We start from the raw sequence: 26,365 nt of genomic DNA, 5'->3' as shown, positions 1-26,365 counted from the left end.
TTGATGCCTCAAAACTGCGCCGATGCCAAGAATTTCCCTAGTGCTTGCGCGAGGTGACGGCACGCATCTCTTGCTTGAGCAGATCAATCAGCGTTTCCGCAAAGATCGAGCGCGGCGCCTCGGCATTCACGACGGCATAGGTGCGGAAGGTCGTCGGCTCGCGCAGGGGGCGCACCGCAAGACCGGGAAGGCTCTGGTCGGCCACCGAAAACTCGTCGATCAGCGCAACCCCCATCCCCTTTTTCACAAGCGCCTGCACCGTCTGCCCGAAACGCGCTTCGATCTGATACTCGACCGGCAGATCCGCGTCGCGCAGGGGGCGCGAGATGATCGTGCCATAAGGGTCGGTCGGTGAAATCCCGATCATCGGGTTTTTCGCAAGATCGTGAACCGAGACGGTTTCCTCGGCGGCAAGCTCGTGATCCTCGGGCAAAAGGGCCATCACGCGGCCTGTGCCAATCGGCAGCGAAATCAACCCCGGATGGTCGATCTTGAACGAATTGGCGACCAGCTCTCCCTTGCGCAGCAGAAGGTAGTCGATGGATTCTTCGATCTTTGTCTGGTCGATGGTCATGCGCAGATCAGGGTAGCGCTCACGCAGGCGTTTGACCGCGTTCGGCAGCATCCTTTGCGCGATCGAGGGCACCGAGGCGAAGGCGAAAATCCGGCTTTCGCCGCGTTTAAGCATGTCGATCGATTCCTGAAGGTTCTCGACCTTGGTGAAGACCTCGTTGATCTGGCCGAAGATGTGACGGGCCTCTTCGGTGGGGGCAAAGCGCCCGTGTGCGCGCGAAAACAGCCGCAGCCCAAGCTGGCTTTCGGTGTGCTTCATGACGCGGCTGATACCGGGCGCCGAGACGCCCAGCAGATCGGCAGCCCCTTTCACAGTGCCGGTAATCAGAATCGCGCGGATCACTTCGATCTGTCTGAGCGTCAGCATGGCGTCCTCCGTTTTTCAGAAATTAACATAAAGGCTACACCGGCGTCCAGAGTGGTATTTGTTGTTAGTTTCTGTTGCGGGTATCGTTCTTTCAAAGGGTTAGCCCTATGGGAGGAATGCCGTGTACGATCTGAAAGGCGATGTCCTGATCGAGGACGAATTTCTGCGCGACGGTTTGCAGAATGAAAAGCGCCTGTTTTCCATCGAAGAAAAGCTGGGATTTTTGACCGACCTGGAGGCTGCGGGCTGTCGCCGTATCCAGCTTGGCTCGTTCGTGCATCCGAAGTGGGTGCCCTCCATGGCCGACACGGATGAGCTGTTTTCGCGCATCACGCCGAAAGCGGGGGTGACCTACACCGCGCTGATCCTGAACAAGGCGGGGCTGGATCGTGCGCTGGATGTGGGGGTGAAGCACCTGTCGATTTCGGTGTCGGCCTCGGAAACCCATTCGATGAAGAATACCAACCGCTCGGTCGAGGACGCCCGTGCCCGCATCGCGCCTGTCATCGAGAAGGCGCTGGCAGAGGGTGTTGCGGTGCGTGCCGGTATCCAGTCGGCCTTTGGCTGCGGCTTTGAAGGCGAGATCAATCCGGCTGTGGTCTTGGATATTGCGCGCCAGTGGTCCGACCTTGGCGCGCATGAGATCAACCTTGCCGATAGCTCGGGGTTGGGGAACCCGCGTCAGATTTTCGACCTGTGTCGCGTGGTGCGTGATGTGATCCGCCCCGAGGTCCAGCTTTCGCTCCACCTGCATGACACGCGCGGGCTAGGGCTGGCGAATATGGTGGCCGGCCTTCAGGCGGGCGTGCGCATTTTTGATGCGGCCCTTGGCGGGCTTGGTGGCTGCCCGTTCCTTCCGAAAGCCACCGGAAATATTGCGACCGAAGACGCCGTTTTCGCCCTGACCGAGATGGGGATGGCGACGGGGATCGACTGGCGGGCGCTCAAACCCGCCATTGCCCGCGCCGAAGAGATGCTGGGCCGTCGCCTGCCCGGACGTATGGGGCACATCAACCAACCCGGCGATGCCGGAACCGAAGACCTGGGAGCCTGCGCATGAGCCGGATTTACTCGCTTGCCTATCTGACCGTGCCGGGTGTGACGCCTGTCGAGCAGGTGCATATCGCGCATGAGGCGGGTTATGACGCCGCCAGCTTTCGCCTGATCCAGATGGGTGTGGCCGGTGAACCCGATATTGATCCGTGCGATCCGCAGGTCGTGCGGGCGACCAAGGCCGCGCTGAATGATACAGGGCTGACCTGCTATGACATCGAACTGGCTCGCATCCTGCGCGCCACCCCCGCCAGTGCCTATGAGCGCGCCTTCGCCGCGGGTGCCGAGCTTGGCGCGCGTCAGGTGATCTCGTCGGCCTGGACCGATGTGCGCAACGATAAAGGCTTCGTCGTCGAGCGCTTTGCAGAGATTTGCGATCTGGCGGCGCAATACGATCTGACGGTGAACCTTGAATACCCCGCCTTCTCGCGTCTGTGCTGCATCGACGATGCGCTGGAGGTTCTGCGTCTGGCGGCGCGCCCCAACCAGGGGCTGCTGATCGACACGCTTTACCACCACTTCACCGGCGGCACGCTGGCCGATCTGGCCCGTGTGCCGAAGAAATGGGTCAATTTTCTGCATGTCTGCGACACCGATCACGTCGCCTACAACAAGGAAGAGATGATCCATATCGCCCGCGACGCCCGCCTCTATCCGGGCGAGGGTGTGATCTCCTTCCCGCTGATCGCGGCGGCGCTGCCGGATGCGGCGATCTCGCTGGAACTGCCCAATGCGGCGCGCTCGGCCCAATACGGCCACACGGAACACGCGCGCCGCTGCCTTGAGGGCGCCAAACGCTTTTTTGACAACGGCGCGGATGTTCGCGCCACCTCTGCCGCCTGAGCGGCCCGACCTATAGACAAGGAAACCCCAATGGCCCGTGAACTTACCTCCGAAGAAATGGCTTATACCGACGACCTGATCGCCCGCGCCCGCGCCGCGATGGAAGAAATCAAGGACTATGACCAGGAGCAGGTTGACCGCCTTGCCCGCGCGCTTGGCTGGAACTGCGGCAACGAGACCACCTTTGTCCGCATCGCCCAGATGGGCGTTGATGAAAGCGGCATCGGTGACCGTGCTGGCCGCGCTGGCAAGCGTTTCAAGATCCTTGGTGTTCTGCGTGATGCGCTGCGCGGTAAGTCGGTCGGCATCATCGAGGAAGATCCGGTCAAGGGTCTGACCAAGATCGCCAAACCCGCTGGTGTGATCGCCTCGCTGATCCCGACCACCAACCCCGAGCTGACCCCGCCGGTCACGGGTATCTACGCGATCAAGTGCAAGGATGCGGTGATCTTTTCACCCCACCCGCGCGCCAAGGCGACCACCTTCGAGATGGTCCGCGTGATGCGTGAGACGCTGGCGAAACTGGGCGCGCCGCGGGACATTTTCCAGTGCGTCGAGAACCCCTCGATCCCGCTGACCGATTACCTGATGGCAAACTGCGATCTGACCATGGCCACCGGCGGCAAGCCGATGGTGCAGGCGGCCTATTCCTCGGGCAAGCCGGCCTACGGCGTGGGCGCGGGCAATGCGACCATGGTGATCGACGAGGACGCAGACATCGCAGAAGCCGCGATGAACTCGCGTATCTCGAAAACCTCGGACTTCGGGTCGGGCTGCTCGGCGGATGGAAACCTTGTGATCCACTCGAAAATCTATGACGCGATGAAAGAGGCGCTGGTCAAAGAGGGCGGCTATCTGTGCAACGCTGACGAAAAAGCACTGCTGGCCAAGGCTTTGTGGAAAGAGGATGGCGGCCGCCGCATCGAGACCGTGGCAATCGCCGCGCAGAAAATCGCTGAATTCGCAGGCTTCGAGATCCCTGCGGATCGTAAGTTCCTGATGGTCGAGCAAGACGAGATCGGCTACCAGCACAAGTTCTCGGGCGAGAAGCTCTCGGTCACGATGGCTCTGTATAAGGCGGCCGATTTCGAGGATGCGCTTGCCAAGGTCCGCGCGATCTACAACGTCGGCGGCAAGGGCCATTCGTGCGGGATCTACTCGTTCAACGAGGATCATATCATCCGTCACGCGATGAACGCGCCGGTGAGCCGCGTCATGGTGCGCCAGCCGCAATCGAAAGCGAACGCTGGCTCGTTCGAAAACGGTATGCCGATGACCTCCAGCCTTGGCTGCGGCATCTGGGGGGGCAACATCACGAACGAGAACGTCTCTCTCAAGCACTACATGAATGTGACCTGGGTGGCGCGCCCGATTGCGGCTGACCGCCCCTCTGACGAAGAACTCTTTGGCGAGTTCTACAACACCGAGGTGATGTAATGGCGACGAAGAACATTGAACCGGGCAAGGACCTGATTTCCAATCAGCTTTGCCGCTATCTTGAGGGCCGCGGCGTGCGTCACGTCTTTGGTCTGTGCGGACACACGAACATCGCCGTTCTGGCGGCGATGGCCGAAAGCGGGATCGAGTTCGTGAGCGTGCGCCACGAGCAGATCTCGGCCCACGCGGCAGACGGGTATGCGCGGGTCACAGGTAAGGCGTCGGTGGTTCTGTCGCACCTTTCGCCCGGCCTGACCAATGCGGCGACCGGTGTTGCCAACGCGGCGCTGGACTGCATCCCGATGGTGGTGATCGCGGGCGACATCCCGAGCTATTACTACGGCAAGCACCCCCATCAGGAGGTGAACCTGCACGCCGATGGCTCGCAATATGAAATCTATCGCCCCTTCGTAAAGCGCGCCTGGCGCGTCGATACGCCCGAGCTGCTGCCGGAGATCATGGAAAAGGCGTTCCAACTGGCCGAGAGCGGCCAGCCGGGGCCGGTTCTGGTCAACGTGCCGATGGATTACTTCTCGGCGCAGATCCCGAACGTCCTGTGGGAGAAACAGAACGCCAATACCAAGGTTCTGAAGAAGCCCTCGCTTGACGACGAAACCGCGCGTGAAATCATCGGCGCGCTGCTAAGCGCCGAGCGTCCGGTGATCTATGCGGGCGGCGGTGTTGCGCTGGCGAAAGCATGGGACGAGCTGCGCGAATTTGTTGACCACCTGCAAATTCCGGTGGCGCATTCGCTGATGGGCAAGGGCTGCCTGCCGGATGATCACCCGCTGGTGCTGGGGATGACGGGCTTCTGGGGGACCGAGTTCACCAACGCGCAAACGCTCAACGCCGACTGGATCATCGCGCTTGGCAGTCGCTTCAAAGAGGCGGATAGCTCCTCGTGGTATCCCGAATACACGTTCAACATCGGGGAAGGGGCGACCAAGCTTATCCACCTTGACATTGAACCGCAGGAAATCGGGCGCAACTATCCGGTCGAGATTGGTGCGGTGGCTGACCTGAAGGCCGCGCTGAAAGTGCTGACCCGCGTCGCCAAGGAAATGGCGCCGAACGGTGTGCAACGTGCCGATCTGGTCAAGGCCATCGGGGATTTCCGTGCCGAGTTCAAAGCGCGCAATGCCGCGATGCAGGCCTCGGATGCCTTCCCGATGATGCCCGAGCGCATTCTGGCGGACCTGCGCGAGGCAATGCCGCGCGATGCGATCCTGACCTCGGATGTGGGCTGGAACAAGAACGGTGTCGCGCAGCAGTTCGACATCTATACCCCCGGCTCGATCCTGATCCCCGGCGGTTTCGCGACGATGGGCTTTGGCCCGCCCGCAGCTGTTGGTGCCAAGGTGGCTGCGCCTGATCGCGTGGTGATCTCGCTGGTGGGGGATGGTGGCTTTGGCCAGAACCCCGCCGTTCTGGCGACCGCTGCTGCCGAGAACCTTGCCGTGATCTGGGTCGTGATGAACAACAACGCGTTTGGCACCATCGCGGGCCTGCAAAAGGCGCATTACGATCTGACCTACGGGACGACTTTCCAGAAGGCGAACTCGATCATGGAACAGACCCCCGATTACGCCGCAATCGCCCGCGCCTATGGTGTGGACGGGGTGCGTGTGGGATCAGCGGCCGAGTTCAAGCCCGCACTTGAAGCGGCGATTGCCTCGGGACGTCCGACGGTGATCGACGTGGCGATGATCAACAACCCGACGCCGACTTCGGGTCACTGGAACATTCTCGACATCTACTCGCCCGAGGGCGGTGTCGGGCACGTTTCGACCTCGTAATCGCCTCCGCGCGGGGGCGGGCCCAATGCCCCCGCGCAAGGCTGACATGCTGCCCGCTCCACCGTGGGCGGCATGGCTCTGCCCGCCGCATCCTCCCTTCAGGATGCGGCGGGTTTCGCTTTCGGTTTGCGCGGCTGACGCGCAGGCGATAACCTCTCTTTGTGGCCTGCCGGGGCCGTTTCGTTCGCGGTGAAATCAGGCACTTGCCGCAACCCTTCGCAGGAGGACAGACATGTTCCGCTCAATTTCGTCGATCAGTTTTTCGGGCCAGCTCGAAGACAAGATCGAGGCCGCTGCGGCGGCGGGTTTCGACGGGATCGAGCTGTTCCGCGAAGACATTATCGGTTTTGAGGGCGCGCCCGAGGATATTCCGGTTTTTGCCCGAAACGCGGGGATCGGGATTGTTTCGCTGCAAAGCCTGCGCGACTTTGAGGGGCTTGCGGGGGACGCCCGCGAGGCCGCCTTGCGTCGTGCCGAGCGGTTCCTTGATCTGGCCAGGCGCGTGGGGGCGCCGATGCTGATCGTCTGCGCCAACACCCGCCCCGAGGCCTCTGCGGAAACCGCTGTCCTTGCCGCCGATCTGGCCGAGCTTGCGCGGATGGCGGCGGATCGCGGGCTGACCCTTGGCTACGAGGCATTGGCGACATCCGCGCATATCAACACGCTTGAGGCCGCGTGGGAGGTCGTGCGCAACGTCGCGGCGCCGAACCTTGGCCTTGTGGTTGGCGCGGTGCATCTGTTCGCGATGGAGACCGATCCGGCGTTTCTGGCGCAAATCCCGCCCGAGCGGATCGCACTGGTGCACCTGGCCGACGCGCCCACGACGCGGATTGATCGCGCGCTTCTGACCCAATCCTTCCGCCTGTTTCCGGGGCAGGGCAACCTGCCCGTGGCCGCACTTTATTCCCAACTTCTGGCGCTTGGCGTAAGTGCGCCGATGTCGATCGAAACCTTCAATGACCAGATCCGCTCGTTGCCGCCCTCGCAGATCGCGCGCGACGGGATGCGGGCGTTTCACCTGCTGGCCGAGACCCACCGCCGCGACACGCAGCCCCATTCCGATCTGGTCGCACCGTCGTTTGTCGAATTTGTCGCGCAAGAGGATGAGGCCGCCGATCTGGAAAGCCTGCTGCGCGCGATGGGGTTTGCGCGCACGCATGAGGCGGGGCAGGTGGCGCTGTGGCGGCAGGGCGATGCGGTGATCGCGCTGAACCAGATGACCGAGGGGTTGGCCCATTCGATCTATCTGCTGCAAGGCCTGTCGGTCTCGGGCCTTGGTGTGATCGTCGACGACCTGAACGAGATGGACGCGCGGATTGGTCTCTTCCATGGCGAGCGCGTGGGCGAGGCCGCCGAGCCTCCCTACGGGCTGCCGGTGTTGCGCGGGCCGGGTGGATCGGTCTTCTATCTGGCCTCGGGGCCGATCGAGACCACCGCAGGTTACGCAGGGTTCGCGCCGACGGGAGAGGTGCCCGCCGCCCTGATCTCGCGGATCGACCATTGCGCGCAGGCGCTCCAGCCCAATCTGTTCCTGTCGGGGCTGATGTTCTATCGCTCGATCTTTGACATGCGCTCCGAGGAAATCCGCGATGTGCTCGACCCACACGGAACGGTGCATTCGCGCACGCTGGCCAATGATACGGGGGCTGTGCGGATTTCGCTGAATGCGTCCTTCGGGGCGGGCACGACGACGCAGCGCTTCCTTGAGAAATCGGGCTTCGCACCGTGGCACCACATCGCGTTCCATAGCGATGACATCTTTGCCTTCGCGCAGACGATGGAGCCGTTCGACGTGCTGCAGGTGCCCGCGAATTATTACGAAGACCTGGCGTGCCGTTTCGATCTGGATGCGGGGCTGATCGAACAGATGAAGGCGCTGAATATCTTTTATGATCGCGATGCGGGGGGCGAGTATTTCCAGCTTTATACCCGCGCGATCAATGGGGTTTTCTTCGAGGTGGTCGAGCGGCGCGGCTATACCGGCATGGGCGCGGCGAATGCGCCGGTGCGGATGCTGGCGCAGCTGCGCGAGCTTGAAACCGAGGACGCGCTGCACCTTTTGTAAGGGGCGCGCGCGGCGCGGGGGCGTCGAACCCCCTTGCCGCGCCGGTGGCGTCGCCACCGCACCGCGAAAGGCGCGAGAGGGGTCTCCCGCGCCTTCGTTTTGGCCCTGTTGAGAGCTTTGTCAGGGCCGGATGGATCAACCGCTGAAGGGGTCGTAAAGCGTGGATTCGCCCTTCATCAGCATACGCGCCATGACGGTTCGGTGGATCTCGGAGGTGCCGTCAAAGATGCGGTAAATCCGTGCGTCGCGGTAATAGCGCTCGATCGGCAGGTCTTTGCAAAACCCCATGCCGCCAAAGAGTTGCACCGCGCGGTCCACGACGCGGCCAAGGGTTTCCGCCGCCTGCACCTTGACCAGACTGATGCGGGTGCGCGGGTCTTTTCCCTCGTCAATCTCGATGGCGGTTTGCCACAGCGCCAGCCGTGCGGCGTTGATCTCAAGCGCGCTGTCGGCAAGCATCTGGCCGACCAGTTGGAACTCGCCAATCGGTTGGCCGAACTGTTTGCGTTCGCGCGCGTAGTCGACCATCAGGTCAAGCACCTTCGTCGCCTTGCCAATGGACCGCGCGCCAACCTGTGCCAGACGCACCCGCCCCAGGACGCCAAGCGCCATGCGGAACCCTTCGCCCCGCGCGCCCAGCATGTTTTCCGGCCCAAGACGGACATTATCGAAGGCCAGTTCCACATGCGAGGTGCCGCGCAGACCCATCATCGGCTGATCGCGCCCGATGGTCAGCCCTTCGCAGCCCTTATCAACCAAGAACAGCGAAATCCCGCGCGCGCCCTTGCCCGGATCGGTCACGGCCGAGACGACGAAGAAATCCGACACAAGCCCATCCGAGATGAAATGCTTGGCGCCGGACAAAAGCCAGCCGCCTTGCCCGTCCTCGACAGCCTTGGTGGTGATCGAGGCCGCATCCGATCCCGCACCCGGCTCGGTGATGGCGATGGAACAGACCCGCTCGCCGCGCACGGCGGGGCGCAGCCAGCGCTCGACCTGATTGCCGGTGCAGGCCAGAAGAACCTCGTAGACATTGCCGAAGGCGCGACGGATCAGGATGTCGGTCGTGCGGCCGAATTGCTCTTCGACGAGCATGGTGTCGAGGGCGGACAGCCCGCCGCCGCCGTGCTCTTCGGGGATATTCATGCCGTAAAGGCCAAGTTCCGAGCTTTTGCGGAAAATCGCGGCTGCCTTTTCGGGGGCGAGCGCGCCGGATTGTTCGACCTCTTCTTCCAGCGGTGCCAGTTCGGTCGCGATAAAGTCGCGCACGGTGTCGACAAGCAGGCGTTGCTCGTGGCTGAGCGTCAGGTCCATAGGTCTCTCCTCAGATCGCCGCGCGGGCGGGGGTGAAATAGCTTGATCCGGCAACGCGATCCGAAAGGGCGCGGGCGGCCTCGAGAAGGGTATCTGTCAGGGCGTCGATCCGTTCGGGCGTAAGCCGCGTAGACGGGCCGCCGATGGAAACCGTGCCAAGGCAGGCGCCGGTCGCGGGGTGGTAGATCGGGGCGGCAAGGGCCGACATGCCGGGGGCAGAGCTATCAAGCGCAATGGCCAGCCCGTGCGCACGGGCCTCGGCCAGACGGTCTAGCAACGCGGCAGGAGAGGCAGGCGCGTTCGGGCCAAGCCCCGCTGCGGCAAGCCCCTGTGCCATCGCCAATCGCATCGCGGACACATCATCCATCGTTGAAAGCCACGCTTGCCCCGTCGCCATCGAGGCCAGATGCGCCGCCTCACCCATCTGCGGGTCATAGATCAGCCCGCCGCGCGCGCCCTGCGCCTTGGCCACAAAGACCTGACGCTGGCTATCGGTGACCGACAGGCGCACCAGCTCGCCCGAGGCTTGCGCCAGATCGTCCAGCACCGGCTGCGCGGCATCGACGGTGCCAAGGCACGCCAGATGGCGGAAGGCGACCGACACGAGGCGCGGGGTCAGGTGGTAGGCACCGTTCGGGGCTTGGGCGGCATATTCAAGGCGGATCAGCTCGGCCATGAGGCGGTGCGCGCCGGGCTTGGGCATCTTAAGCTCCACCGCGATCTGCGCCAGTTGCAGCCCCTCGGGCGCTTCGGCCAGAACTTCGAGGGCGCGCAGGCTGCGCTCGGTATGGCTGAAAGACATGGCTTCTCCTGATTCCAAAAGTGGAACAGTGTTTGAATAATGAATATCGTTGCAATGGGCAAGAAAAAACCCGCGCCAAACAAAGTTGACGCGGGCAGGAGGGAGGTTCGGAAAAGATCAGGCGGTCTGTTCGGCCCCGTTGCGGCTGCCAAGGTGGGCGTGACCGATCAGCACAAGCGCGACGATGTTCATCAGGACCGCATAGATCAGACCGGGCAGGGCCAGCGTCGGGTCGCCCACAAGCTGCGAGGCGACGAAGATCGTGATCGCGACGTTTTGCAGCGAGGCTTCGGCCATGACCGTGCGTGTCTCGGCCCCGCGCAGGCGCAGCCCGCGTCCGGTGATCAGCGCAAGGGCGGGGGCCAGAAGGCTAAGCGCCATCACAGCCAGCCCGACTTGGGCGAAAGCCTCGCGCATGGCACCCCAGTTCTGGGCAAAGGTCGCCAGCACCATCAGCACGAACAGCAGTTTCGCGACCGGATCAAGGCGGCGCGCAAGGGCGGCGGCAAAACGCGGCAGCCAGACGCCAAGCCCGACGCCGATCAGAAGCGGCACAAGGGCGACGCCGCTCATGCCAAGGCTGATTTTCCAAAGGCCAGCCGGATCGGGCGCGACCGTTCCCGCCACAGCCAGAACGATCGGCAGGGTGATCGGGGCGATAAGGCTTGTGGTCAGGGTCATCGCCACCGACAGCGGCACCGAGCCTTTGGCCAGTAGCGTGACATAGTTCGAGGTCACTCCGCCCGGCGACGCTGCCACCAGTATCAGACCCAACGTCAGGGGCGCGGAAAGCTGAAAGGCCTGCGCCAGCGCCAGAGCCAGCACAGGCAGCCCCAGAACCTGAACCGTCAGCCCCGCCAGATAGGGCTTCGGCGCCCCGAAGGCCCGCATCAGCGCCGAGGGCGACAGCCGCAGCCCCAAAGACACCATCAGGATCATCATCGCGACGGGAAGAAAAATGGATAGAAGCTGCTGCATATGTGATCTCCTCTGCCTTTCGAACTGCCTGCTTGTGGCGTAGTTTACTCTGACCAAAGTCAAGGCCGATACCGGTTTGTGCGTCTAGTGTCGGCGTGAATTCAGCATAGGACGTCGCAGATGCTTAGCCGTAGAACCCTTCTTGCCACCGCCTGCGCGGGGCTGTTTGCAACGCCCATTGCGGGCTTTGCCCAGCATGTCGATCTTGGTGTGACCGAGGAAGCGGCGGCCTCCGATGGCCTGCCCGAAATGCCGCGCCGCTATATGATGGAAGACACCTACGGCAACGTGCAGACGAACGAGGATTATCAGGGCAAATTCGTTCTGGTCTATTTCGGCTATACCGGCTGCCCCGATGTCTGCCCGACCTCGCTGTCGACGATGGGGGATATGCTGGATATTCTGGGCGACAAGGCCGATGCGCTGGTGCCCTTGTTCGTGACGGTGGACCCGGATCGCGACACGGCGAAACTGTTGCGTGAATACGCCGCGATGTTCCATACGCGGATCGTGCCTTTGCGCGGCCCCAAAGCCTATACCGATCACATGGTCAAGGCGTTCAACGCGCGCTACGAGTTTCACATCGAAGACCCCGAGAACCCCAAGCGTTACTCGGTCGATCATACCTCGTCGATGGCCCTGCTTGATCCGGCGGGGATGCTGATCAAGCGCTTCCCGCATGGGACCAGCGCCGAGGACATAGCCAAGGACATCGCGGCCGAGATCGACAAGGCCGCGCAATGATGCGCCTCGGGCGGCGCCAGATTTTGCGCGCGGGCGGGGCGGCCTGTGCGGCGGCTGTGTTCCCGCGCGCGCTGATCGCTTCGGAGGGGGTGTTCGCGCCGCCTGCGGCCAGTTTGGCGCGCGCCTTCAGCACGCCCGGGAACGCCCGCGATCTGGACATCCGCGACGGGCAGCGCCAGCCAACCAGCTATGACGCGGTGGCAAAGGGGCGGCTTGCGGTTCTGAACCTTTGGGGACCGTGGTGTATTCCGTGCCGCCGCGAGATGCCCTCGGTCGCCGCGCTGGCGGCGGTGATGCCGGAAATCGCCGTTGTGCCCTTGGCCTTTGACTGGCGCGGGCCGGTGACGGTGCGGCGGTTCTTTGCGGAACTGGGCATCGACAATCTGCCGGTGCTGATGGGGGACGGCGAGAACCTCAAGGCGGTTCTCGGGCTGGAAAACCTGCCGACAACGCTGATTGTCGCGCCCGACGGGCATGTGACCCATTCCATCGCCGCCGAGGCGCAATGGGACGATCAGGCCACGCAGGACTGGCTGCGCAGCCTGCTCTAGATCAGACCAGATCGCCGCGCGAGAAGCGCAGGTAGCCAAGCCCCGCCATCACCACGCCCAGAACTGTCGGATAGACGGTTGCCCAGATCACATAGCCATTCACGCCAAAGTGGTCGAGGATGACATAGGATGACGGCCCCAGCAAGATAAGCTGCGGGTCGAAAAGGATCATCGACGCGGTGCGGAACGATTGCAGCGGGTTCGCCAGTGCAATGCCGATCACGAAGTCAGGTAGAAACTGCCCCTGGATCAGGATCGAAAGCAGCAAAAGATCCAGCAGCGCGACCAGTACCATCCAGACCAGAAGGCTCAGGCCAAGGGCGACCTCGGTCGAGCGCGCGAGCGAGGAAATCAGAAAACCGATACCCAGAAAACAGGTCGTCAGCGCAGCCAGAAGCGCGGAATAGAGGCCGATATGCGTCCACGGGATCGCGTGGCCCTTCACCGCGCCATAGCCCGCCGCCAGCGCCAGAGAGGCCGCAATCGGCAGCACGATCAGCGCCAGACGCGCCAGAAACCGGCCCCAGAACCAGACCTTCAGCGAGATCGGGAAGGCCAGCATATACTCAAGGTTCCCCGCCTCGCGGTCGCCCACCATCGAGCGCGCGGTGGTGATGACGATGAACAAGGGCAGCACCGCCATCATGATCTGGATATAGGTCACCAAAAGGCGCGACAGGCCGGTAAAGCCAAGCACGCGGCTTTCCGAAATGCCGGTCGTGACCAGCAAAAGCATCAGCCCGATCACCACGGCTGAATAGAAATGGAACCAGCGCGAGCGCAGCGATTCCGCCAGCTCAAGGCGCATCGAAAGGCCGAGGCTCGCGCCCCGAACATCGGTGGCGCGTGGCATCAGGGTTGGTTCCGGCTGTGCGTTCGGATCAAAGCTCATCGCGTTCATTCGCTGGTGTTTCCTACAATTTGCCCATCGGGCAGGCAGCGCCATGTCAACCCGCGCTCCAGCACGGCTTTGCGCATCGAGGTGAAATCGACCGTGTCCGAGGCGGGCAGCTTCACCGCGGCAAAGCCGTAATCCATCGGGCTTAGGGCGCCCGCGCGGAACTGGGCCTGGCGCGCGTCCAGCCACTCGGTGCCGGTGTCGCTGTCCATGACCCAAAACTCGACCGCCGGATCGTCCTTCCAGTCCTGCTGGTCGAGCCAGTGAACCGCATCCCCGATGTCATCGAACTTGACCAGCCTCTTTTCAGGACCGCCGCGCACTTCGGCAGCATAATGCGGGTCCGAGATAATCATGCCGCAAATCTCGCATGGCTCGCGGCCCCAGCGGATGTCTTCCGGGCCTTCGGTTTGCGGCTTGCACGCGGCCAGCACGGGCGTTGCCGCCATCAGGGCAAGCAAGCTGCGGCGGTCGATCATATGGCAATGGCGGCACATAGCTCAGACCTTTTCAGACAGGCGCTCGTCAAGCGAAAGCTGCTCGATCAGGCTGCCATAGCGGGCCAGAAGCCCCAGAAAACGGAAGGTTTCAGCCGCTGGAACCGCGCCCGAAAACCGTAAGCCCGCCGGATCGACGGTAAAGCCCCAAGCGGTCAGCGCGGCGGCGAAGGGCGCGTGCGGCTGGCTTAGCACGATATGCGCGGTGCGCAACTCGCCCGCTTGCAGCCGGTCCACCATGCTGTCATCCAGCACAACGCGGCCACGGTCCAACTCGATCACGCGGTTCACAAGGGGCGCGACCTCTTCCAGCCGGTGCGAGGCAATCAGCATCGAGGCCTCGCGCCGTTCGGCCAGCAGGTCGACAAACACCGCGCGCGCAGCCGGATCAAGGTTCGCGGCTGGCTCGTCAAAGATCATCAGGTCCACGGCGCGGCCAAGCGCAATCGTCACCAGAAGCTTCTGCTTTTGCCCGCCCGACAGCCGGTAAAAGGGGCGGGTGCGCACCTCGTCCAGATCAATGCCAAGGCGATGCGCGATTTCGGTCATTGCTTCGCGGTCGGCGCCAGCGCCATTCACCGCAAAGCCGATCAATTCGCCCACGGGCATCCGCAAGGGCGGGGGAAGCTGCGGCACAAAGGCCACGCGGGCGAGTTGTTCAGGCGCGCGGCGGCGGCCCGATTGTCCGGCAAAGCTGATGCTGCCCTGATGGCCGTAATGGCCCAGAAGGCAGCGGAACAGCGTGGTTTTGCCCGCCCCGTTCGACCCGATCAGTGCGATGCGGTCGCCCGCGTCGATAGCAAGCGTCAGCTCGTCCAGCACTGCGCGGCGGTCGAAGCGTTTGGTGAGGCGGTCGATGGTGATCATGACAGGGTCCTCAGATGATCTTGTCCAGCCCCCGGACGGTGAAACTTAGTGCCTTTTGCGGGCAGGCATCTACACACAGACCGCAGCGGGTGCAATCGGGGCCGACATATTCGGTGGTATCCGAAGCATAGCCCATCTTGGTAATCTCGAGCACATGCGGCACCAGACAGACGGCCCGACACTCCCCTTCATGCACACATTTCTCGAGATCGTATTTGATCTGGATCGGTGCTGCCGCAGATGTGATGCCATAAGTAAAACCCATCGGGCAAACGTAGCGGCACCAGAACCGACGCGAGAAGAAAATCTCGATGCCAAGCAGGAAAATCACCCACATCACGGCGACAGTCGGGCCATAGATCAACGCGCGGCTGATGATGCCGACGGGGTTGATATATTCGAAGACGGTGTAGCCGGTCAGGAAAGCCAGCGCCATGAACATCACCCATAGCACGACGCGCATTCCGCGGTGGAACGGGTGGTCCTTGACCCAGCCTTTGCGGGCAAGGAACAGGTGGATCGCCTCGGCCCATTCGGCCAGCAGGTGATAGGGGCAGGCCCATGAGCAAAACGCGCGCCCGCCCACCAGCCACCAGATCACGACCACGGTCACGGTGCCGATCACAAGGTTCAGCATTACCTCTTTGAAGGCAAGCATCACCTGAAGCGCCGCGTTCGGGTCGGCCATGTGGAAGCCAAGGAAGCGCGAGGCGGTCAGCGCTCCTTCGACAAGCTGCACATCCCACGCGTAGGACACGATGAACATCGCATTGATCACGATGATCGAAAGCCAGCGCAGGTTGCGCCACTTGTTGCTGATGACCGGATACTTATGCTCGTGCTCGATGATCTCTTTGCGCTTCTGGACCTGCTCGGGGGTCTTTTTGAGCTTCTTCATCTCGCGCGCGGCGTCGGTTTCTTCATCGGGGGTCGCTTTGCGGCCCTCCGCGCCGAACATCATGGCGAGCTTGTGCAGATACCACTTCATGCCTGCGCCTCCAGTTTCAGTTCGGTGTCGATGATGATCGAGGCCGGCTCGGTCGGGCACATCATCTCGCAGGTGCCGCAGCCGACGCAGGATTTGTGGATCGTCGGGATGCGGCGCTTGTCATCGGGGTTATCCGAGAGGGGCTCCAGCGATATGGCCCCCTCGATCGGACATTCGCGCAGGCACAGGTCGCACAGATCAAGGTCGTAGGGATAGGAGGCGACGGGCTGCGGGTCCCAGCGGTCGATCTCTTCGTAGCGCAAAAGCCCCTCGAAATCATAGCCGCGTGCAAGCCCCCTGAAGCCCTCGCCCTTGACGGCAAGGCAGCTATCGGGACGGGCAAGGCGGGCATAGCCGATCGAGACCTCTTCCTTCCGTGCGATCTCGTGGCTCAGCGCGCCCGTCGGACAGGCCAGAACGCATTGCACTGCGTCGCAGGAGAAATCGCACGCCTGTGCGCGCGCGTCGATATAGGGCACGCCAAGACCGTAGCCCTCGTCGCCATCGGCCAGCTTGATCGCCTCGACAGGGCAGACCTGCACGCATTGGCCGCACTTGATGCAGGCGGCCAGAAAATCATCCTCGGGGATCGCGCCCGGCGGGCGCAGGCGGTCGAAAATCCGGTTGTGAACGGGATACCAGCCGACAAGCCCCGCCGTCACGGCGGCCACGCCTGCACCAAGCGAGCGCAGCAGCATCCGGCGACGTTCCAGTTCGCGCCGAGTCAGGCGCTTTTTCTTGGGGGCGGCGGGAGGGGTGTTTGCCTCGGTCATTGCGTCAGCATCTCCAGGGCGGTTTTGGGTTTGCCGCTCTGCGCGCGGGTTTCGGCGCGAGAGGCAGCGTGGTCAACAGGCTCGAACAGGGGCGCGGCCTCGCGCACCAGTAGCTGCGGCTCGGTGAAGGGCGCCAGCCGTTCGACAAAATCAAGCGCCGAAAGCGCGATGCCGCCGCGGAAGAAAGCCGCATAGGGGCGGTCCATCCACAGTCGGTCGGCGTAGTTGTAAATCTCGTATGGGGCGTTGCCGATGCCGTCGCCGTCATGGTCGAAGCCCGCGTAATCGTCCCAGTAATTGCCGTTCCAGCCCTCGCGCAGCGCCGTGCCGCGTCCGCGCACCGAGACTTGCGTGAAGTTCGAGATAAAGTTGTTTTGCGAGAAGTTGTTACCCACCCAATCGGTGTGGAACTCGATCCCGATGCCGTTATAGGCGATGTGGTTGCGGTGGAACTCGTTCGTCATGTCCGGGTCCCAGGGCGAGGGGTCGATATAGATGCCGACCGCGTTGCCGAGGATTTTATTGTCTTCGACCACGGCGCCCGAGGTTTCCTTAAAGCCGACGCCCATACCGCTGGCGCCCCAAGAGCGTAAAATCTGGTTGCCCGTCACCTTGATGTTATTGGCATACATCAGAAAAACGCCAACCACGCTGTCCGAGATTTCGTTGTCCTCGACGAAATTCTCGTGGGCATACATGAAATGGATGCCATAGCGCCCGTGCCGGATGCGGTTGTTGCGGATCTTGTTGCCTTGCGAATACCAGATCACGAAGTCGCGCGAATGCTCGATCAGATTGTCTTCAAAGACGTTGTCGTTCGAATACCAAATGCGCACGCTGTCGCCGCGCATTTCAAGCGGCATGTCCTTCGAGGTGATATAATTGCGCCGCATCACGTTGTTCGAGGCCTGCGTCAGGTCCATCCCGAAGAGCGAGTTCTCGATGCGGACATCGCGGATGACGTTGTAATTGCCCTTGATCCGCAGCCCGGCATCGACCTTGTTATGAAGCCGTCCCGAGTTGCGGATTGTCAGGTTTTTCAGCGTGACAGCATCGCTTTCGATGGTCACGACCGTGCCGGTGCTGCCGCCGTCGATCACGGCGCTGCCTTGCCCGTCGATCACCACCGGATGGCGGATCACGATCGGGCCTTCATTCACCCCTTCAAGCGTGATCTCGGCGCCATCGGGGGCCATGTCGATCCGCTCTTGCAGGGTGCTCGCCAGCGCCGTTGACGCCGCCAGCGAGGCCCAAAGAGCAGTCAGAAGGGCGGGCAGGGCACGCATGGTCAGGTCTCACATCTCCTTGGCGGCATCACCCGCCAGCCTGAGTTGTTTGAACCGGATCAGCGCGGCCAGTGCAAGCACCAGCGACGAGGCCGCCATCAGGCCAAAGCCCTGTGCCGGATAGGAGTGGGTCGTGAACTGCGCGACCTTACCGTCACCGAACACCGTCGGCATGAAGGGTTTAAGCGTAAACGCCCCCATTTCGTTCAGCGAATGGCCATACCACCACAGCCAGCCCGCGTATTCCGCCAAAAAGCCAACCGGCAGCGCCATCGGCACGATCACCAAAAGCCAGTAGAACACCGAGCGCGCCGAGAAAGCGGCAAAGACCATCAGCGCCATGAAGGCGATGATCACGACGAACAGGATTTGCGCGACCGAGCTCATCGTAGCGACCAGCGGGTCGTTGCGCTCGGGTTCGTTGAACCAGCGTGCCAGCGATTTGGCATAGTGCCACTGGAACACCTGCATGACCGAACCGTTCCACTCTTCCTGTTCGGCGGCGGGTTTCTTGTTGTTGTCGATGTTATAGTTCGCGCGGATATTGTCGATCAGCGATTGCTTGTCGCCGCTGGCGGCGACGGCCTTGGTTTCCTGATCTTCGGTTTCGGCCAGCGATTGCTTGAGCATCTTGACGATGGGCGAGAGGTTGCTGTCATCGACCGCTTCTTTGCTGTCCTGACCAAGCGAAACCACAAGCCCCTCAAGATAGCCTGACGTATGCTTGGAAATCCCGTTCTCGCCATACATCGCCATCGCCATCCATGCGGCAATCGCGCCATAGCCCAGAACCGAAACGCCGATGCGCGACTTGCGACCGGGGGCCGCGAAGGCAAGAAGCATCACGCCCATCATCGCGAACAGGAACGGCGAAAACGCCTTCTCGACCGGACCGCCCGAGGCGATCGGATACATGCCGACGTAGTGGTTGATCGTGTCCATTTCGTGAACGCAATCAAGGGCTTCGTTCTCTTCGACTTCCTGGCTGGCGCGGATGGTGCAGCCGTTACGGACCGAGTCCATATGGAACAGGATCTTGATCCCCTGCGGGAAGGTCGCCTCGGGGTAGTTGGGGGCGGTCAAAGACACCCACCAGCCGGGGCTGACGAAGGAAAAGGCGATAAGACAGACAGATATAAGGGTCAGGACGCGGTAGATGATACCGCGCTTGCGCGAAGCGGCCTGGTCCATGGGTGAGGTCCTTTGGCTATGAAGTCAACGGGCGGAACCGGCCAGCTCCGCCCGTATCTGAGGGGTCTTACCAGTCGAAGTCGGGGTTGACCCAATCCGGCGCGGCCAGCATATCAGCCGGCGGCTTCAGACGCGAGACATAGTCCAGAACAGCTTTGGTGTCCTTGTCGGTGAAAGTCTGGATCTGCTGCACCATGTCCGGGTTCGCGTTGCGGCGCTTGCCTTCCTTGATCCACTGATACTGACGCACAAGATAGTTGTAGTGCTGACCCTGAATCCGCGGGTAGTATTTCTCGTTGTTGCCCTCGCCTTCTTCGCCGTGGCAGCGCACGCAGTTCTCTTTATACAGCGCTTCGCCGTGCTCAAGATCGGTGCCTTCGCCGACGCCGTTTTCGGGATTCATCGGCAGCTTTTCGATATAGGCAGCAACGTCGGTGATCGACTGCGAGCCGCCGATTTCCGAGGGCAGCGCGAAGGGATACATCGTCGGGTTGTCACGGTTCAGCGCGCGGATGTCGGCAAGCTGCTTGATGATGACGTTGAAGTGCTGACCCGCGATCTGCGGGAAGGTGCCATCGGTCAGACCCCAGCCGTTAAGCTGGTGACAGGCCGAGCAGACCTCGTAAACTTCGATGCCGTGCTCGTGGTTCGGCGTCAGGGTCAGCGCTTCGTCCTGTTCGCCGCCGCCTTGGTTCCACGACGAGGTATCAACAGTGCCCTCTGCCATCGCGGGCAGCGCCAGCGCGATCAGGGCAGCGGAGAGGAGATGGGTTTTCATGGGTCGTTTCCTTTGTGTTTAGTTCGCGGAGCGGTCGATCTGCGAGAGCCAGGCGGACATCGCGGTGATGTCTTCATCCGAGGCTTTCTTGATCGTTCCGAACATGAGTTTCGACTGGCCGCCGACGCGCACTTTGTCGCGCATCTCGGTCATGGCGCGGGCGAGATATTGCGCGTTCAGGCCGGCAATAAAGGGATAGGTCTTGGCGGTGGGCTTCACGCCGTTCGCGCCGTGGCACGATTTGCAGCCAAGCGAGTTGAACGCTTTTTCGCCAGCGGCCAGAAGGTCGGCCTCAAACGGCGGGTCGACGGGCTTCGGCTTGCCGGGCGGCAGCGACGACAGGTATTTCGCGACGTTTTTCAGGTCGTTGTCATCAACCAGATGCATGATGTCGATCATGCCTTGCACAAAGGGGGCGCCAGTGGTGGTGTCGACTGTGCCGACGCGCTTGCCGGCTTTGATGTCTTTGAGCTGGTTGAGCAGGTATTTCTCGTTCTGACCGGCGAGCATCGGATAAGAGAGCACAGGCTTGGCCCCCTTGATACCGTGGCAGGCCATGCACGATTTGGTCATGTAGACCTTTTTGCCGTCAGCGATTGCATCCGCCGAGGCGACGGTCGCGGAAAGCGCGAACGCTGCGGCGAGAAGGCTTTTCAGGATCGGGCGCATATCGCGGTTCCTTGTGAATATTTGAATGTATTCGGATGGAGGAAGGCGGCGATAGAAAACCGCCGCCTTCCGAGGGTGCTTATTTCTTCACAGCGCCATGTTCGTCGAGGAAGGTCTTGGCGCGCAGACCGATGTCTGCCGCTTTAACCTGATACTGCCACCACTGGCCGGCCCAGAGGGTCGCGTTCTGCCAGTCTTCTTTCGCGGCGGCGTCTTCGGCTTTCGCCTTGGCGTCTGCTGCGAAGTTCAGCTGGTCGGTAGCGTCTTCGACGAGCGAGACAACTTCAGGGAACGCGTCGTAGTTGCGTTCGGTGATGTAGACGACCACCGAGTCGATCACTTCTTGCGTCGCCACGTTGTTCGCGGTCTGCTTTTCGTAATCGGCCTGGGTGTAGGCCTGGCCTTCAGTCATCTGGCCGGAAGTCTCGTCAACATAACCTTTCGGTTTCACCATCAGGTAGCCGGTCATCTCGAGGTGCAGCGCCGAGCAGAACTCGGTGCAGTAGAACGAGAATGCGCCGGGCTTGTCTGCGACGATCTTGGCGGTTGCCGTCTTGCCGGGTTCCAGCGAGAGGTTCACGTCATAGGTCGAGACCGAGAAGCCGTGGGTTTCGTCCTGCGCACGCTCGGAGTTGGTGATGATGAACTCGACGGTATCGCCTTCGTTCACTTCGACGATTTCAGGCGTGAAGTGCGAACGGATCGCGGTCATGTAGACCTTGACGTTCGTGCCGTCGCGCTCGATGCGCTCCTGACCCGGACGGACAGCGCCTTCGTGGCGACCGCCGGTGCGGGAGTTGGTGCCGTACTTATAACGGACCAGCGGCTTGAGCTTGTCGGCTGCGATAGCGGTTGCGTAGTGGGGTTCACCCAGCGGCACCGGCATATCGTAGAGCAGCTCCATCTTGTCGCCCGAGATGTCGATCAGCTGGTGGTTCTGCGGGTGCAGCGGACCCACGGGGTTGAACCGGTCGATTGCCAGCTTGTTGAGCGAGATCAGGTATTTACCTGCCGGGTTGATGGATTCACCTTCCATCGCGACAAGGTGGCCGACGTTGTAGTGGATCGACAGTTTGTCGAGCACTTTGCCTTCGCAGTAGTCCCACTTGGCGATCTGGCTGTCCACATAGAGCGAGGTGTAGACAACGCATTCCTTGCTGTCGAACTGGTTGTGCAGCGGGCCAAGGCCAAGCGGCACCTGCTTGTGGATGGCGTCTTCCATCGCGATGACCGGAATACCGTAGGGGTCGGTGCCAGCGAATTTCTTGGCTTCGACCGCTGCCATGATCTTTTCGAACGAATAGACCGAGGCTTGGGTATCCAGTTTGCCGCCGACGACGATGAACTTACCGTCGGGCGAAACGTCGACGCCGTGGGGCGACTTCGGTTCGGCGATCAGGTAGACAACGCCTTCGTCGATCAGGGTCTGCATCGAAATGACCGGGTGGTCATTGATCATCGTGACCTTGCCAGCCTTATAAAGCTCTTCGGCTTTCTTCCAGTTGATCACATGCAGATAGTCGGTGTCGTTCTGCGAGCAGCCTGCCTCGAAGGGCGGGCGGCCGTTTTCGATCCCGCCGACATAACGCTCGGCGCAGAAGGAGTTGGTGAACGACCAGCCTTCGGAAACCAGCTTACCTGCGTCCGAAAGGTCTTGGCTATAGGGCGGCAGTTCGATCGAGAACGACTGCGACGGGTCGATACGGCCTGCCTCGCGGTCGAATTTCCAGTAGGTGACTGCACCGCGGAACTTCTCGTTGAACTGCGACAGCGGCGCATAGCCACGGCCCAGAACGCCCGGATACTGCGCGGCTTCGATCACATATTCCGAATTCGGCGTGACAAAAGCGCCGCCGTGTTCGGATTGCAGGATCGGGTTCACGACGATCTGCTGGGTTTCGAAGTCATGCAGCGAAATCACGCCGATACGCGGCGCCGATTTGTCGTTGATGAACAGGTATTCGCCGTCCACGTTGCCGTCGGTTTCCGAAATTGCCGGGTGGTGCGTGTCACCCCAGTGCAGTTCGCGGCCGTCAACCTTGCCAGCTTCGAGAATCGCTTTGGATTCTTCGTCAAAGCCGAAGCCTTGCCACGGCTCGGGCGTAAACACCGAGACGTATTTCAGAATGCGCATCGACGGCACGCCGTAGACCATCACCTGGCCCGACTGACCGCCCGAAGAAAATACGATGAACTCGTCACGTCCGCCGGTCGGCGTATACGTTTTTGCCGCAGCAACCAGATCCTGTTGGGACAGTCCCCGGCGCGCCATGACCTCGTCGAGCGTCTCCGCAGAAGCACTCATCGCGACGCCCATGGCAACGATTCCCGTCGTGGCCAATAGGCTTTGATAAATGGTCTTACCCATTGTTTGCCCTCGCTTTCGGACCCAGAGCGAAACGCGTTTCCCATAGGCACAGTGGTCCGTTGCCTGTGCCTGCTTTGTCATCACATGATCGAGAGGGGAGTCGCCTTGACATATGTTAAGGATCAGATGTGTCATTTGCGCGAAGAAGGCTTTGCACCCGTTTGAGCGGGATTCGACTGCAAGGAGCCGACCACCTTATGAAACGCCGCACCGCCCTTTTCGCCGCCGTTGCCTTGACGATGACCGCCGCTTTTCCGGCCTTCGCGCAAGAGGCGCAGACCGATACGCTTGAGATTTCAGGCGGGTTCACGCGCGCCTCGGTCAGCCCGAATGGCGCGGGCTTTCTGACCATCCGCTCCAAGGGCGAGGCCGACCGTCTGGTCGCTTTCCGTTCGCCCCAGTGCAACCGCCCCGAGCTGCACACCCATATCAACGACAACGGCATCATGCGGATGCGTCAGGTCGAGGCGATTGACGTGCCCGCAGGCGGCATGGTCGAGCTGAAACCCGGCGGCCTGCACCTGATGATGATCGACCTGACCGGCCCGCTGGCCGAGGGCGATGTCGTCGATGTGACCCTGATTTTCGAACAAGCAGGCGAGGTGGCCGTGTCGCTGCCCGTCAAGAAGCCCGGCGCAATGAACTGACCGTCCCTTCCAGTTCATGCGCTTGATGAGACCGTCGGGAAACCGGCGGTCTTCGTCATTTCAGGGGGTCACGCAAGGGCGACGCAGAGCAGCAGCAAAAGCTGGAACAGCGCCGTTTGCCCCAGAAGGGCGTTCAGCCGTGCGGATACCGGCCAGTGCCACATCGCGTGGCCCAGCCAGAGCGCCAGCGCGAAAGGTGCGAGTAGCCAAAGGCTCGGCGCAAGCGTGGCGGCTGTCGCAATGGCCCCCAAAAGGAAGCCGAAATAGAACAGACGCGCGCCCGTCGGGCCGATCAGAATCGCCAGAGTGCGCCGCCCCGCGCGGGCATCCTGCATCCGGTCGCGGTGGTTGTTCAGGATCAATACGGCAGCGGCGGGCAAGCCGATCATCAGCCCCAGCCCCAGTGTTTGCGGTGCCAGTGGCGCCACCCCTTGCAGCCATGCCGTGCCAGACACCGCCACAAGCCCGAAAAAGGCGATGACCAAAGCCTCGCCAAAGGGCAGGCCCGACATCGGGAACGGTCCCATCGAATAAAGATACCCCAAGGCCAGCGATACAAGGCCGATCGCAACAATCGGCCAGCCGCCAAGTGCTGCCAGATAAAGCCCTGCCAGAATCGCCACTCCGAAAGCCAGCATCGCGGCGCGCCGCACCTCGGGCGCGGGCAAGAGGCCAAGCGCGGTCAGGCGCGGCGGGCCAAGCCGGTCGGGCCGGTCAACCCCGCTTGCGGCGTCGGCAGCGTCATTCCACAGGTTCGTGCCGATCTGGATCGCGGCGGCCGAAACAACCGCCGCCAGCGTCACATCGGGGCGCCATGATCCGGCTGTCGCGGCCAGCCAGCTTCCTGCCAGCACCGGCGCGACCGACAGGCTGAGGGTTTTCAGGCGTGCGGCAATCGCCCAAAGGGCGGGGCGGGGCAGGCGCTCCAGTCGCGCGCGCAGGGCATCGGTCTGTATCGTCATGGTTTTACGGCAATGTGAAGGCGGGCAATCCCGAACATGAAGGCGCGTTCGCGCACAAGCTGCAACCCCGCAAGTGCAAGCTCGCGCGATATATCCTCGCGGTTGGGGAATTTCTCGATCGACTCGACCAGATATTGATAGGCGCCCTTATCGCGGGCAACCAATGCGCCAAGCGCGGGAATGACAAAGCGCGCGTGAAGTGCGTAAAGTGGCGCGAACCAGCGGTCTGGCTCGGAAAACTCCAGCAACACGAGCGCGCCACCTTGCGGCAAGATACGCGCGACTTCGAAGAGCGCGCGGGTCGGGTCGGTCATGTTGCGCAGCCCGAAGGCCAGCGTCACCGCCGCCGCCGCGCCATCCTCAAGCGGCAGATCCTCGGCGGGCGCATGGATATAGCCCAACCGCTCGCCGCCCCGCTCGCGCGCTTGGGCCAGCATCCCCGACGAGGCATCGGCCACAATGACGTGACGTAACGGATCGGCGGTTTTGACCGCCAGCGCAATATCGCCCGTCCCGCCTGCCAGATCGACCAGCGGCCCCTCGCGCCGCGCCAGAACCTTTAGCGTCTCGCGCACCATCACCGATTTCCACAACCGGTGCAGGCCAAAGCTCATCAGGTCGTTCATCAGGTCATAGTGCGGGGCAATCCGGTCAAACAACGCGGTCACGCGCGAGCGCCGCTCGTCCATCGACACTTTTTCCGAGCCAAAGCTCGTGCGCATCTCGTCAAGTTTGCTGGCGCGCGTCATCTGCGTCCTCTTCGTCATGGGGTCGCTTCGGGCTATCATAGAGGCAGATCGCCACCTTGACTTCGCTCAATCGGATTCGTTTGATCCGCCGCATTTACATTTCCGCAAGGCTCTGGCAGGGGAAAGACTGCATTGATCGTGCTTGTGGGGGGCGGGGTCTTTTTTGCTTTCGAAAGGATGGGGTATGCTGTCGTCCATCTATCAGGTCGCGCGGAAATCGCTTCTGCTTGCAGGTCTTCCAGAGGATGCCGCCAAGGCGATTCTGGAGCGCGCCCGCGTGCGCGAGACCGAGCGCGGAGCGACCGTGTTCTTGCAAGGCGAGCGCGCGGCAGCGGTCTATATCGTGATCGAAGGCTGGGTGAAGCTGTATCGGATCGCGCCTAATGGCGCCGAAGCCGTCGTGGGTGTCTTCACCAAAGGCCACAGCTTTGGCGAGGCCGTCGCCTTTACCCATGACGCCTATCCGGTGTCGGCCGAATGCGCGACCGACTGCACGCTGATCCGCATCGAAACCGACGCGATCTTGCGCATGGTGCGTGACAAGCCCGAGTTTGCGCTCTCGCTTCTGTCCGCGACATTTGCCCACCTGCACCGGCTGGTGGCGCAGATCGAGCAGCTCAAGGCACAAACCGGCGCGCAGCGCGTGGCCGAGTTCCTGCTGGAGCTTGTCCCCGATGATGCCAGCGGCAAGGTCGAGGTGAAGCTGCCCTATGACAAGGTGCTGATCGCGGGGCGTCTGGGGATGAAACCCGAAAGCCTCTCGCGCGCTTTTGCCAAGCTGCGCGAGCACGGGGTGAAGGTAAAGCAGAACCACGCGGTGATCGAACACCTCGAAAGCCTGCGCGATTACGCCGAGGAAGACCCCGCGACCGCGTGGCAAAAGGGCTAACCGATCAGGTATAGCGCGAGCAGCAAGATCGCATAAAGCGCCAGCACGATTGAAAAGCCGCGATGCCAGAAGGGCGCGGCTGCCAGCCCGAGGTATCGCGACAGTATCACGCCTGCCTTTGCCCAGGCGAGCGTCAGGATCGCCGCGCCTCCGATTGTGACGCCTGTGCCTGCCAGCCATCCCGCCGAAACCGCCGCTGCCAGAACGGTCGAGGCCGCAGACAGCCCGATCAGCCAGGCCCATGCGCGGATCAAAGGATCAGAGAGCCAGCCCATTCTCC

Annotated in this window: 26 protein-coding genes; 9 read left to right on the top strand and 17 right to left on the bottom strand. The window is 62.1% G+C overall.

Annotation, left to right across the window (positions count from 1 at the left end; genetic code table 11):
• Nucleotides 1-37: 37 nt before the first annotated feature.
• Nucleotides 38-940 carry a LysR family transcriptional regulator gene (locus RYZ20_RS08465; protein WP_317672421.1) on the bottom strand — a complete coding sequence of 301 codons (903 nt, stop codon included), beginning with the start codon at nucleotides 938-940 and terminating at the stop codon, nucleotides 38-40.
• Nucleotides 941-1,061: 121 nt separating this feature from the next.
• On the opposite strand from RYZ20_RS08465, the gene RYZ20_RS08460 reads away from it, so the two are divergent.
• The 5 genes from RYZ20_RS08460 (at nucleotide 1,062) to RYZ20_RS08440 (ending at nucleotide 8,134) form a co-directional block, all read left to right on the top strand.
• Nucleotides 1,062-2,000, top strand: coding sequence for a hydroxymethylglutaryl-CoA lyase (locus tag RYZ20_RS08460; protein ID WP_317672419.1), 939 nt, complete (start codon nucleotides 1,062-1,064; stop codon nucleotides 1,998-2,000).
• Nucleotides 1,997-2,836, top strand: coding sequence for a sugar phosphate isomerase/epimerase family protein (locus tag RYZ20_RS08455; protein WP_317672417.1), 840 nt, complete (start codon nucleotides 1,997-1,999; stop codon nucleotides 2,834-2,836). Before RYZ20_RS08460 ends, RYZ20_RS08455 begins: the two co-directional genes overlap by 4 nt.
• Nucleotides 2,837-2,866: 30 nt before the next feature.
• A complete protein-coding gene (locus RYZ20_RS08450) occupies nucleotides 2,867-4,273 on the top strand; it encodes an aldehyde dehydrogenase family protein (protein ID WP_317672415.1) in 1,407 nt (468 codons plus the stop codon).
• A complete protein-coding gene (locus tag RYZ20_RS08445; RefSeq protein ID WP_317672413.1) occupies nucleotides 4,273-6,069 on the top strand; it encodes a thiamine pyrophosphate-binding protein in 1,797 nt (598 codons plus the stop codon). The genes RYZ20_RS08450 and RYZ20_RS08445 overlap by 1 nt, the downstream gene beginning before the upstream one ends.
• Nucleotides 6,070-6,301: 232 nt before the next feature.
• Nucleotides 6,302-8,134, top strand: coding sequence for a bifunctional sugar phosphate isomerase/epimerase/4-hydroxyphenylpyruvate dioxygenase family protein (locus tag RYZ20_RS08440; RefSeq protein ID WP_317672411.1), 1,833 nt, complete (start codon nucleotides 6,302-6,304; stop codon nucleotides 8,132-8,134).
• A gap of 135 nt (nucleotides 8,135-8,269) precedes the next feature.
• Here the strand turns inward: RYZ20_RS08440 and RYZ20_RS08435 are convergent, their stop codons facing one another.
• The 3 genes from RYZ20_RS08435 to RYZ20_RS08425 all read right to left on the bottom strand — a co-directional run bounded on the left by RYZ20_RS08435 (nucleotide 8,270) and on the right by RYZ20_RS08425 (nucleotide 11,228).
• Nucleotides 8,270-9,448 carry an acyl-CoA dehydrogenase family protein gene (locus RYZ20_RS08435; RefSeq protein ID WP_317672409.1) on the bottom strand — a complete coding sequence of 393 codons (1,179 nt, stop codon included), beginning with the start codon at nucleotides 9,446-9,448 and terminating at the stop codon, nucleotides 8,270-8,272.
• 10 nt (nucleotides 9,449-9,458) lie between these two features.
• Nucleotides 9,459-10,250, bottom strand: a complete 792-nt coding sequence (locus RYZ20_RS08430) for an IclR family transcriptional regulator (RefSeq protein ID WP_317672407.1) — start codon at nucleotides 10,248-10,250, stop codon at nucleotides 9,459-9,461.
• Between the two features lie 117 nt (nucleotides 10,251-10,367).
• Nucleotides 10,368-11,228, bottom strand: a complete 861-nt coding sequence (locus RYZ20_RS08425) for a bile acid:sodium symporter family protein (protein WP_317672404.1) — start codon at nucleotides 11,226-11,228, stop codon at nucleotides 10,368-10,370.
• A gap of 120 nt (nucleotides 11,229-11,348) precedes the next feature.
• Here RYZ20_RS08425 and RYZ20_RS08420 point away from each other — a divergent pair, with 120 nt between their 5' ends.
• Together RYZ20_RS08420 and RYZ20_RS08415 are read left to right on the top strand one after the other, a co-directional pair.
• Complete coding sequence (locus tag RYZ20_RS08420; protein WP_317672402.1) at nucleotides 11,349-11,972, top strand: SCO family protein; 624 nt, start codon at nucleotides 11,349-11,351, stop codon at nucleotides 11,970-11,972.
• Nucleotides 11,969-12,523: a TlpA family protein disulfide reductase gene (locus RYZ20_RS08415; RefSeq protein WP_317672400.1), complete on the top strand. Its 555-nt coding sequence runs from the start codon at nucleotides 11,969-11,971 to the stop codon at nucleotides 12,521-12,523. Before RYZ20_RS08420 ends, RYZ20_RS08415 begins: the two co-directional genes overlap by 4 nt.
• A gap of 1 nt (nucleotide 12,524) precedes the next feature.
• Here RYZ20_RS08415 and RYZ20_RS08410 read toward each other — a convergent pair whose 3' ends face one another.
• The 10 genes from RYZ20_RS08410 to nosZ form a co-directional block, all read right to left on the bottom strand.
• The gene (locus RYZ20_RS08410; protein ID WP_317672398.1) at nucleotides 12,525-13,424 is read right to left on the bottom strand and encodes an ABC transporter permease; all 900 of its coding nucleotides are present in this window, start codon (nucleotides 13,422-13,424) and stop codon (nucleotides 12,525-12,527) included.
• Nucleotides 13,421-13,918, bottom strand: coding sequence for a hypothetical protein (locus RYZ20_RS08405; RefSeq protein WP_317672396.1), 498 nt, complete (start codon nucleotides 13,916-13,918; stop codon nucleotides 13,421-13,423). Before RYZ20_RS08405 ends, RYZ20_RS08410 begins: the two co-directional genes overlap by 4 nt.
• Nucleotides 13,919-13,921: 3 nt before the next feature.
• The gene (locus tag RYZ20_RS08400; RefSeq protein WP_317672394.1) at nucleotides 13,922-14,785 is read right to left on the bottom strand and encodes an ATP-binding cassette domain-containing protein; all 864 of its coding nucleotides are present in this window, start codon (nucleotides 14,783-14,785) and stop codon (nucleotides 13,922-13,924) included.
• 10 nt (nucleotides 14,786-14,795) lie between these two features.
• Entirely contained in the window at nucleotides 14,796-15,773 is a 978-nt protein-coding gene (locus tag RYZ20_RS08395; protein WP_317672392.1) for a NapH/MauN family ferredoxin-type protein, read from the bottom strand.
• The gene (locus RYZ20_RS08390) at nucleotides 15,770-16,546 is read right to left on the bottom strand and encodes a 4Fe-4S dicluster domain-containing protein (RefSeq protein WP_317672390.1); all 777 of its coding nucleotides are present in this window, start codon (nucleotides 16,544-16,546) and stop codon (nucleotides 15,770-15,772) included. The genes RYZ20_RS08395 and RYZ20_RS08390 overlap by 4 nt, the downstream gene beginning before the upstream one ends.
• Nucleotides 16,543-17,832 (bottom strand): nitrous oxide reductase family maturation protein NosD, encoded by a 1,290-nt coding sequence (gene nosD / locus RYZ20_RS08385; RefSeq protein WP_317672388.1) that lies wholly within the window; start codon nucleotides 17,830-17,832, stop codon nucleotides 16,543-16,545. The genes RYZ20_RS08390 and nosD overlap by 4 nt, the downstream gene beginning before the upstream one ends.
• 9 nt (nucleotides 17,833-17,841) lie before the next feature.
• Complete coding sequence (locus tag RYZ20_RS08380) at nucleotides 17,842-19,023, bottom strand: hypothetical protein (RefSeq protein WP_317672386.1); 1,182 nt, start codon at nucleotides 19,021-19,023, stop codon at nucleotides 17,842-17,844.
• A gap of 67 nt (nucleotides 19,024-19,090) precedes the next feature.
• A complete protein-coding gene (locus RYZ20_RS08375) occupies nucleotides 19,091-19,801 on the bottom strand; it encodes a c-type cytochrome (RefSeq protein ID WP_317672384.1) in 711 nt (236 codons plus the stop codon).
• Between the two features lie 18 nt (nucleotides 19,802-19,819).
• The gene (locus tag RYZ20_RS08370) at nucleotides 19,820-20,470 is read right to left on the bottom strand and encodes a c-type cytochrome (RefSeq protein WP_317672382.1); all 651 of its coding nucleotides are present in this window, start codon (nucleotides 20,468-20,470) and stop codon (nucleotides 19,820-19,822) included.
• A gap of 79 nt (nucleotides 20,471-20,549) precedes the next feature.
• On the bottom strand, nucleotides 20,550-22,838 hold the full coding sequence (gene nosZ / locus RYZ20_RS08365; RefSeq protein ID WP_317672380.1) for a Sec-dependent nitrous-oxide reductase: 2,289 nt from the start codon (nucleotides 22,836-22,838) through the stop codon (nucleotides 20,550-20,552).
• A gap of 197 nt (nucleotides 22,839-23,035) precedes the next feature.
• Between nosZ and RYZ20_RS08360 the strand changes: the two genes are divergently transcribed.
• Nucleotides 23,036-23,485: a copper chaperone PCu(A)C gene (locus RYZ20_RS08360; protein WP_317672378.1), complete on the top strand. Its 450-nt coding sequence runs from the start codon at nucleotides 23,036-23,038 to the stop codon at nucleotides 23,483-23,485.
• A gap of 68 nt (nucleotides 23,486-23,553) precedes the next feature.
• On the opposite strand, the gene menA is transcribed toward RYZ20_RS08360, so the two are convergent.
• Nucleotides 23,554-24,447 carry a 1,4-dihydroxy-2-naphthoate octaprenyltransferase gene (menA, locus tag RYZ20_RS08355; protein WP_317672376.1) on the bottom strand — a complete coding sequence of 298 codons (894 nt, stop codon included), beginning with the start codon at nucleotides 24,445-24,447 and terminating at the stop codon, nucleotides 23,554-23,556.
• The gene (locus RYZ20_RS08350; RefSeq protein ID WP_317672374.1) at nucleotides 24,444-25,196 is read right to left on the bottom strand and encodes a ubiquinone/menaquinone biosynthesis methyltransferase; all 753 of its coding nucleotides are present in this window, start codon (nucleotides 25,194-25,196) and stop codon (nucleotides 24,444-24,446) included. Before RYZ20_RS08350 ends, menA begins: the two co-directional genes overlap by 4 nt.
• Before the next feature lie 184 nt (nucleotides 25,197-25,380).
• On the opposite strand from RYZ20_RS08350, the gene RYZ20_RS08345 reads away from it, so the two are divergent.
• The gene (locus RYZ20_RS08345) at nucleotides 25,381-26,085 is read left to right on the top strand and encodes a Crp/Fnr family transcriptional regulator (protein ID WP_317672372.1); all 705 of its coding nucleotides are present in this window, start codon (nucleotides 25,381-25,383) and stop codon (nucleotides 26,083-26,085) included.
• Here the strand turns inward: RYZ20_RS08345 and RYZ20_RS08340 are convergent.
• Nucleotides 26,082-26,360, bottom strand: a complete 279-nt coding sequence (locus RYZ20_RS08340; RefSeq protein WP_317672370.1) for a nitric oxide reductase F protein — start codon at nucleotides 26,358-26,360, stop codon at nucleotides 26,082-26,084. The genes RYZ20_RS08345 and RYZ20_RS08340 overlap by 4 nt on opposite strands.
• Nucleotides 26,361-26,365: the final 5 nt, after the last annotated feature.

Source organism: Pseudothioclava alba (assembly GCF_033100795.1).
Lineage (GTDB): Bacteria > Pseudomonadota > Alphaproteobacteria > Rhodobacterales > Rhodobacteraceae > Pseudothioclava.
This window is presented reverse-complemented; position numbering and strand designations above follow the sequence as displayed.

Coding starts and splice junctions, on each gene's coding strand:
- RYZ20_RS08465 (WP_317672421.1), bottom strand. CDS start 940: ATGCTGACGCTCAGACAGATCGAAGTGATCCGCGCGATTCTGATTACC.
- RYZ20_RS08455 (WP_317672417.1), top strand. CDS start 1,997: ATGAGCCGGATTTACTCGCTTGCCTATCTGACCGTGCCGGGTGTGACG.
- RYZ20_RS08450 (WP_317672415.1), top strand. CDS start 2,867: ATGGCCCGTGAACTTACCTCCGAAGAAATGGCTTATACCGACGACCTG.
- RYZ20_RS08445 (WP_317672413.1), top strand. CDS start 4,273: ATGGCGACGAAGAACATTGAACCGGGCAAGGACCTGATTTCCAATCAG.
- RYZ20_RS08440 (WP_317672411.1), top strand. CDS start 6,302: ATGTTCCGCTCAATTTCGTCGATCAGTTTTTCGGGCCAGCTCGAAGAC.
- RYZ20_RS08435 (WP_317672409.1), bottom strand. CDS start 9,448: ATGGACCTGACGCTCAGCCACGAGCAACGCCTGCTTGTCGACACCGTG.
- RYZ20_RS08430 (WP_317672407.1), bottom strand. CDS start 10,250: ATGTCTTTCAGCCATACCGAGCGCAGCCTGCGCGCCCTCGAAGTTCTG.
- RYZ20_RS08425 (WP_317672404.1), bottom strand. CDS start 11,228: ATGCAGCAGCTTCTATCCATTTTTCTTCCCGTCGCGATGATGATCCTG.
- RYZ20_RS08420 (WP_317672402.1), top strand. CDS start 11,349: ATGCTTAGCCGTAGAACCCTTCTTGCCACCGCCTGCGCGGGGCTGTTT.
- RYZ20_RS08415 (WP_317672400.1), top strand. CDS start 11,969: ATGATGCGCCTCGGGCGGCGCCAGATTTTGCGCGCGGGCGGGGCGGCC.
- RYZ20_RS08410 (WP_317672398.1), bottom strand. CDS start 13,424: ATGAACGCGATGAGCTTTGATCCGAACGCACAGCCGGAACCAACCCTG.
- RYZ20_RS08405 (WP_317672396.1), bottom strand. CDS start 13,918: ATGTGCCGCCATTGCCATATGATCGACCGCCGCAGCTTGCTTGCCCTG.
- RYZ20_RS08400 (WP_317672394.1), bottom strand. CDS start 14,785: ATGATCACCATCGACCGCCTCACCAAACGCTTCGACCGCCGCGCAGTG.
- RYZ20_RS08395 (WP_317672392.1), bottom strand. CDS start 15,773: ATGAAGTGGTATCTGCACAAGCTCGCCATGATGTTCGGCGCGGAGGGC.
- RYZ20_RS08390 (WP_317672390.1), bottom strand. CDS start 16,546: ATGACCGAGGCAAACACCCCTCCCGCCGCCCCCAAGAAAAAGCGCCTG.
- nosD (WP_317672388.1), bottom strand. CDS start 17,832: ATGCGTGCCCTGCCCGCCCTTCTGACTGCTCTTTGGGCCTCGCTGGCG.
- RYZ20_RS08380 (WP_317672386.1), bottom strand. CDS start 19,023: ATGGACCAGGCCGCTTCGCGCAAGCGCGGTATCATCTACCGCGTCCTG.
- RYZ20_RS08375 (WP_317672384.1), bottom strand. CDS start 19,801: ATGAAAACCCATCTCCTCTCCGCTGCCCTGATCGCGCTGGCGCTGCCC.
- RYZ20_RS08370 (WP_317672382.1), bottom strand. CDS start 20,470: ATGCGCCCGATCCTGAAAAGCCTTCTCGCCGCAGCGTTCGCGCTTTCC.
- nosZ (WP_317672380.1), bottom strand. CDS start 22,838: ATGGGTAAGACCATTTATCAAAGCCTATTGGCCACGACGGGAATCGTT.
- RYZ20_RS08360 (WP_317672378.1), top strand. CDS start 23,036: ATGAAACGCCGCACCGCCCTTTTCGCCGCCGTTGCCTTGACGATGACC.
- menA (WP_317672376.1), bottom strand. CDS start 24,447: ATGACGATACAGACCGATGCCCTGCGCGCGCGACTGGAGCGCCTGCCC.
- RYZ20_RS08350 (WP_317672374.1), bottom strand. CDS start 25,196: ATGACGCGCGCCAGCAAACTTGACGAGATGCGCACGAGCTTTGGCTCG.
- RYZ20_RS08345 (WP_317672372.1), top strand. CDS start 25,381: ATGCTGTCGTCCATCTATCAGGTCGCGCGGAAATCGCTTCTGCTTGCA.
- RYZ20_RS08340 (WP_317672370.1), bottom strand. CDS start 26,360: ATGGGCTGGCTCTCTGATCCTTTGATCCGCGCATGGGCCTGGCTGATC.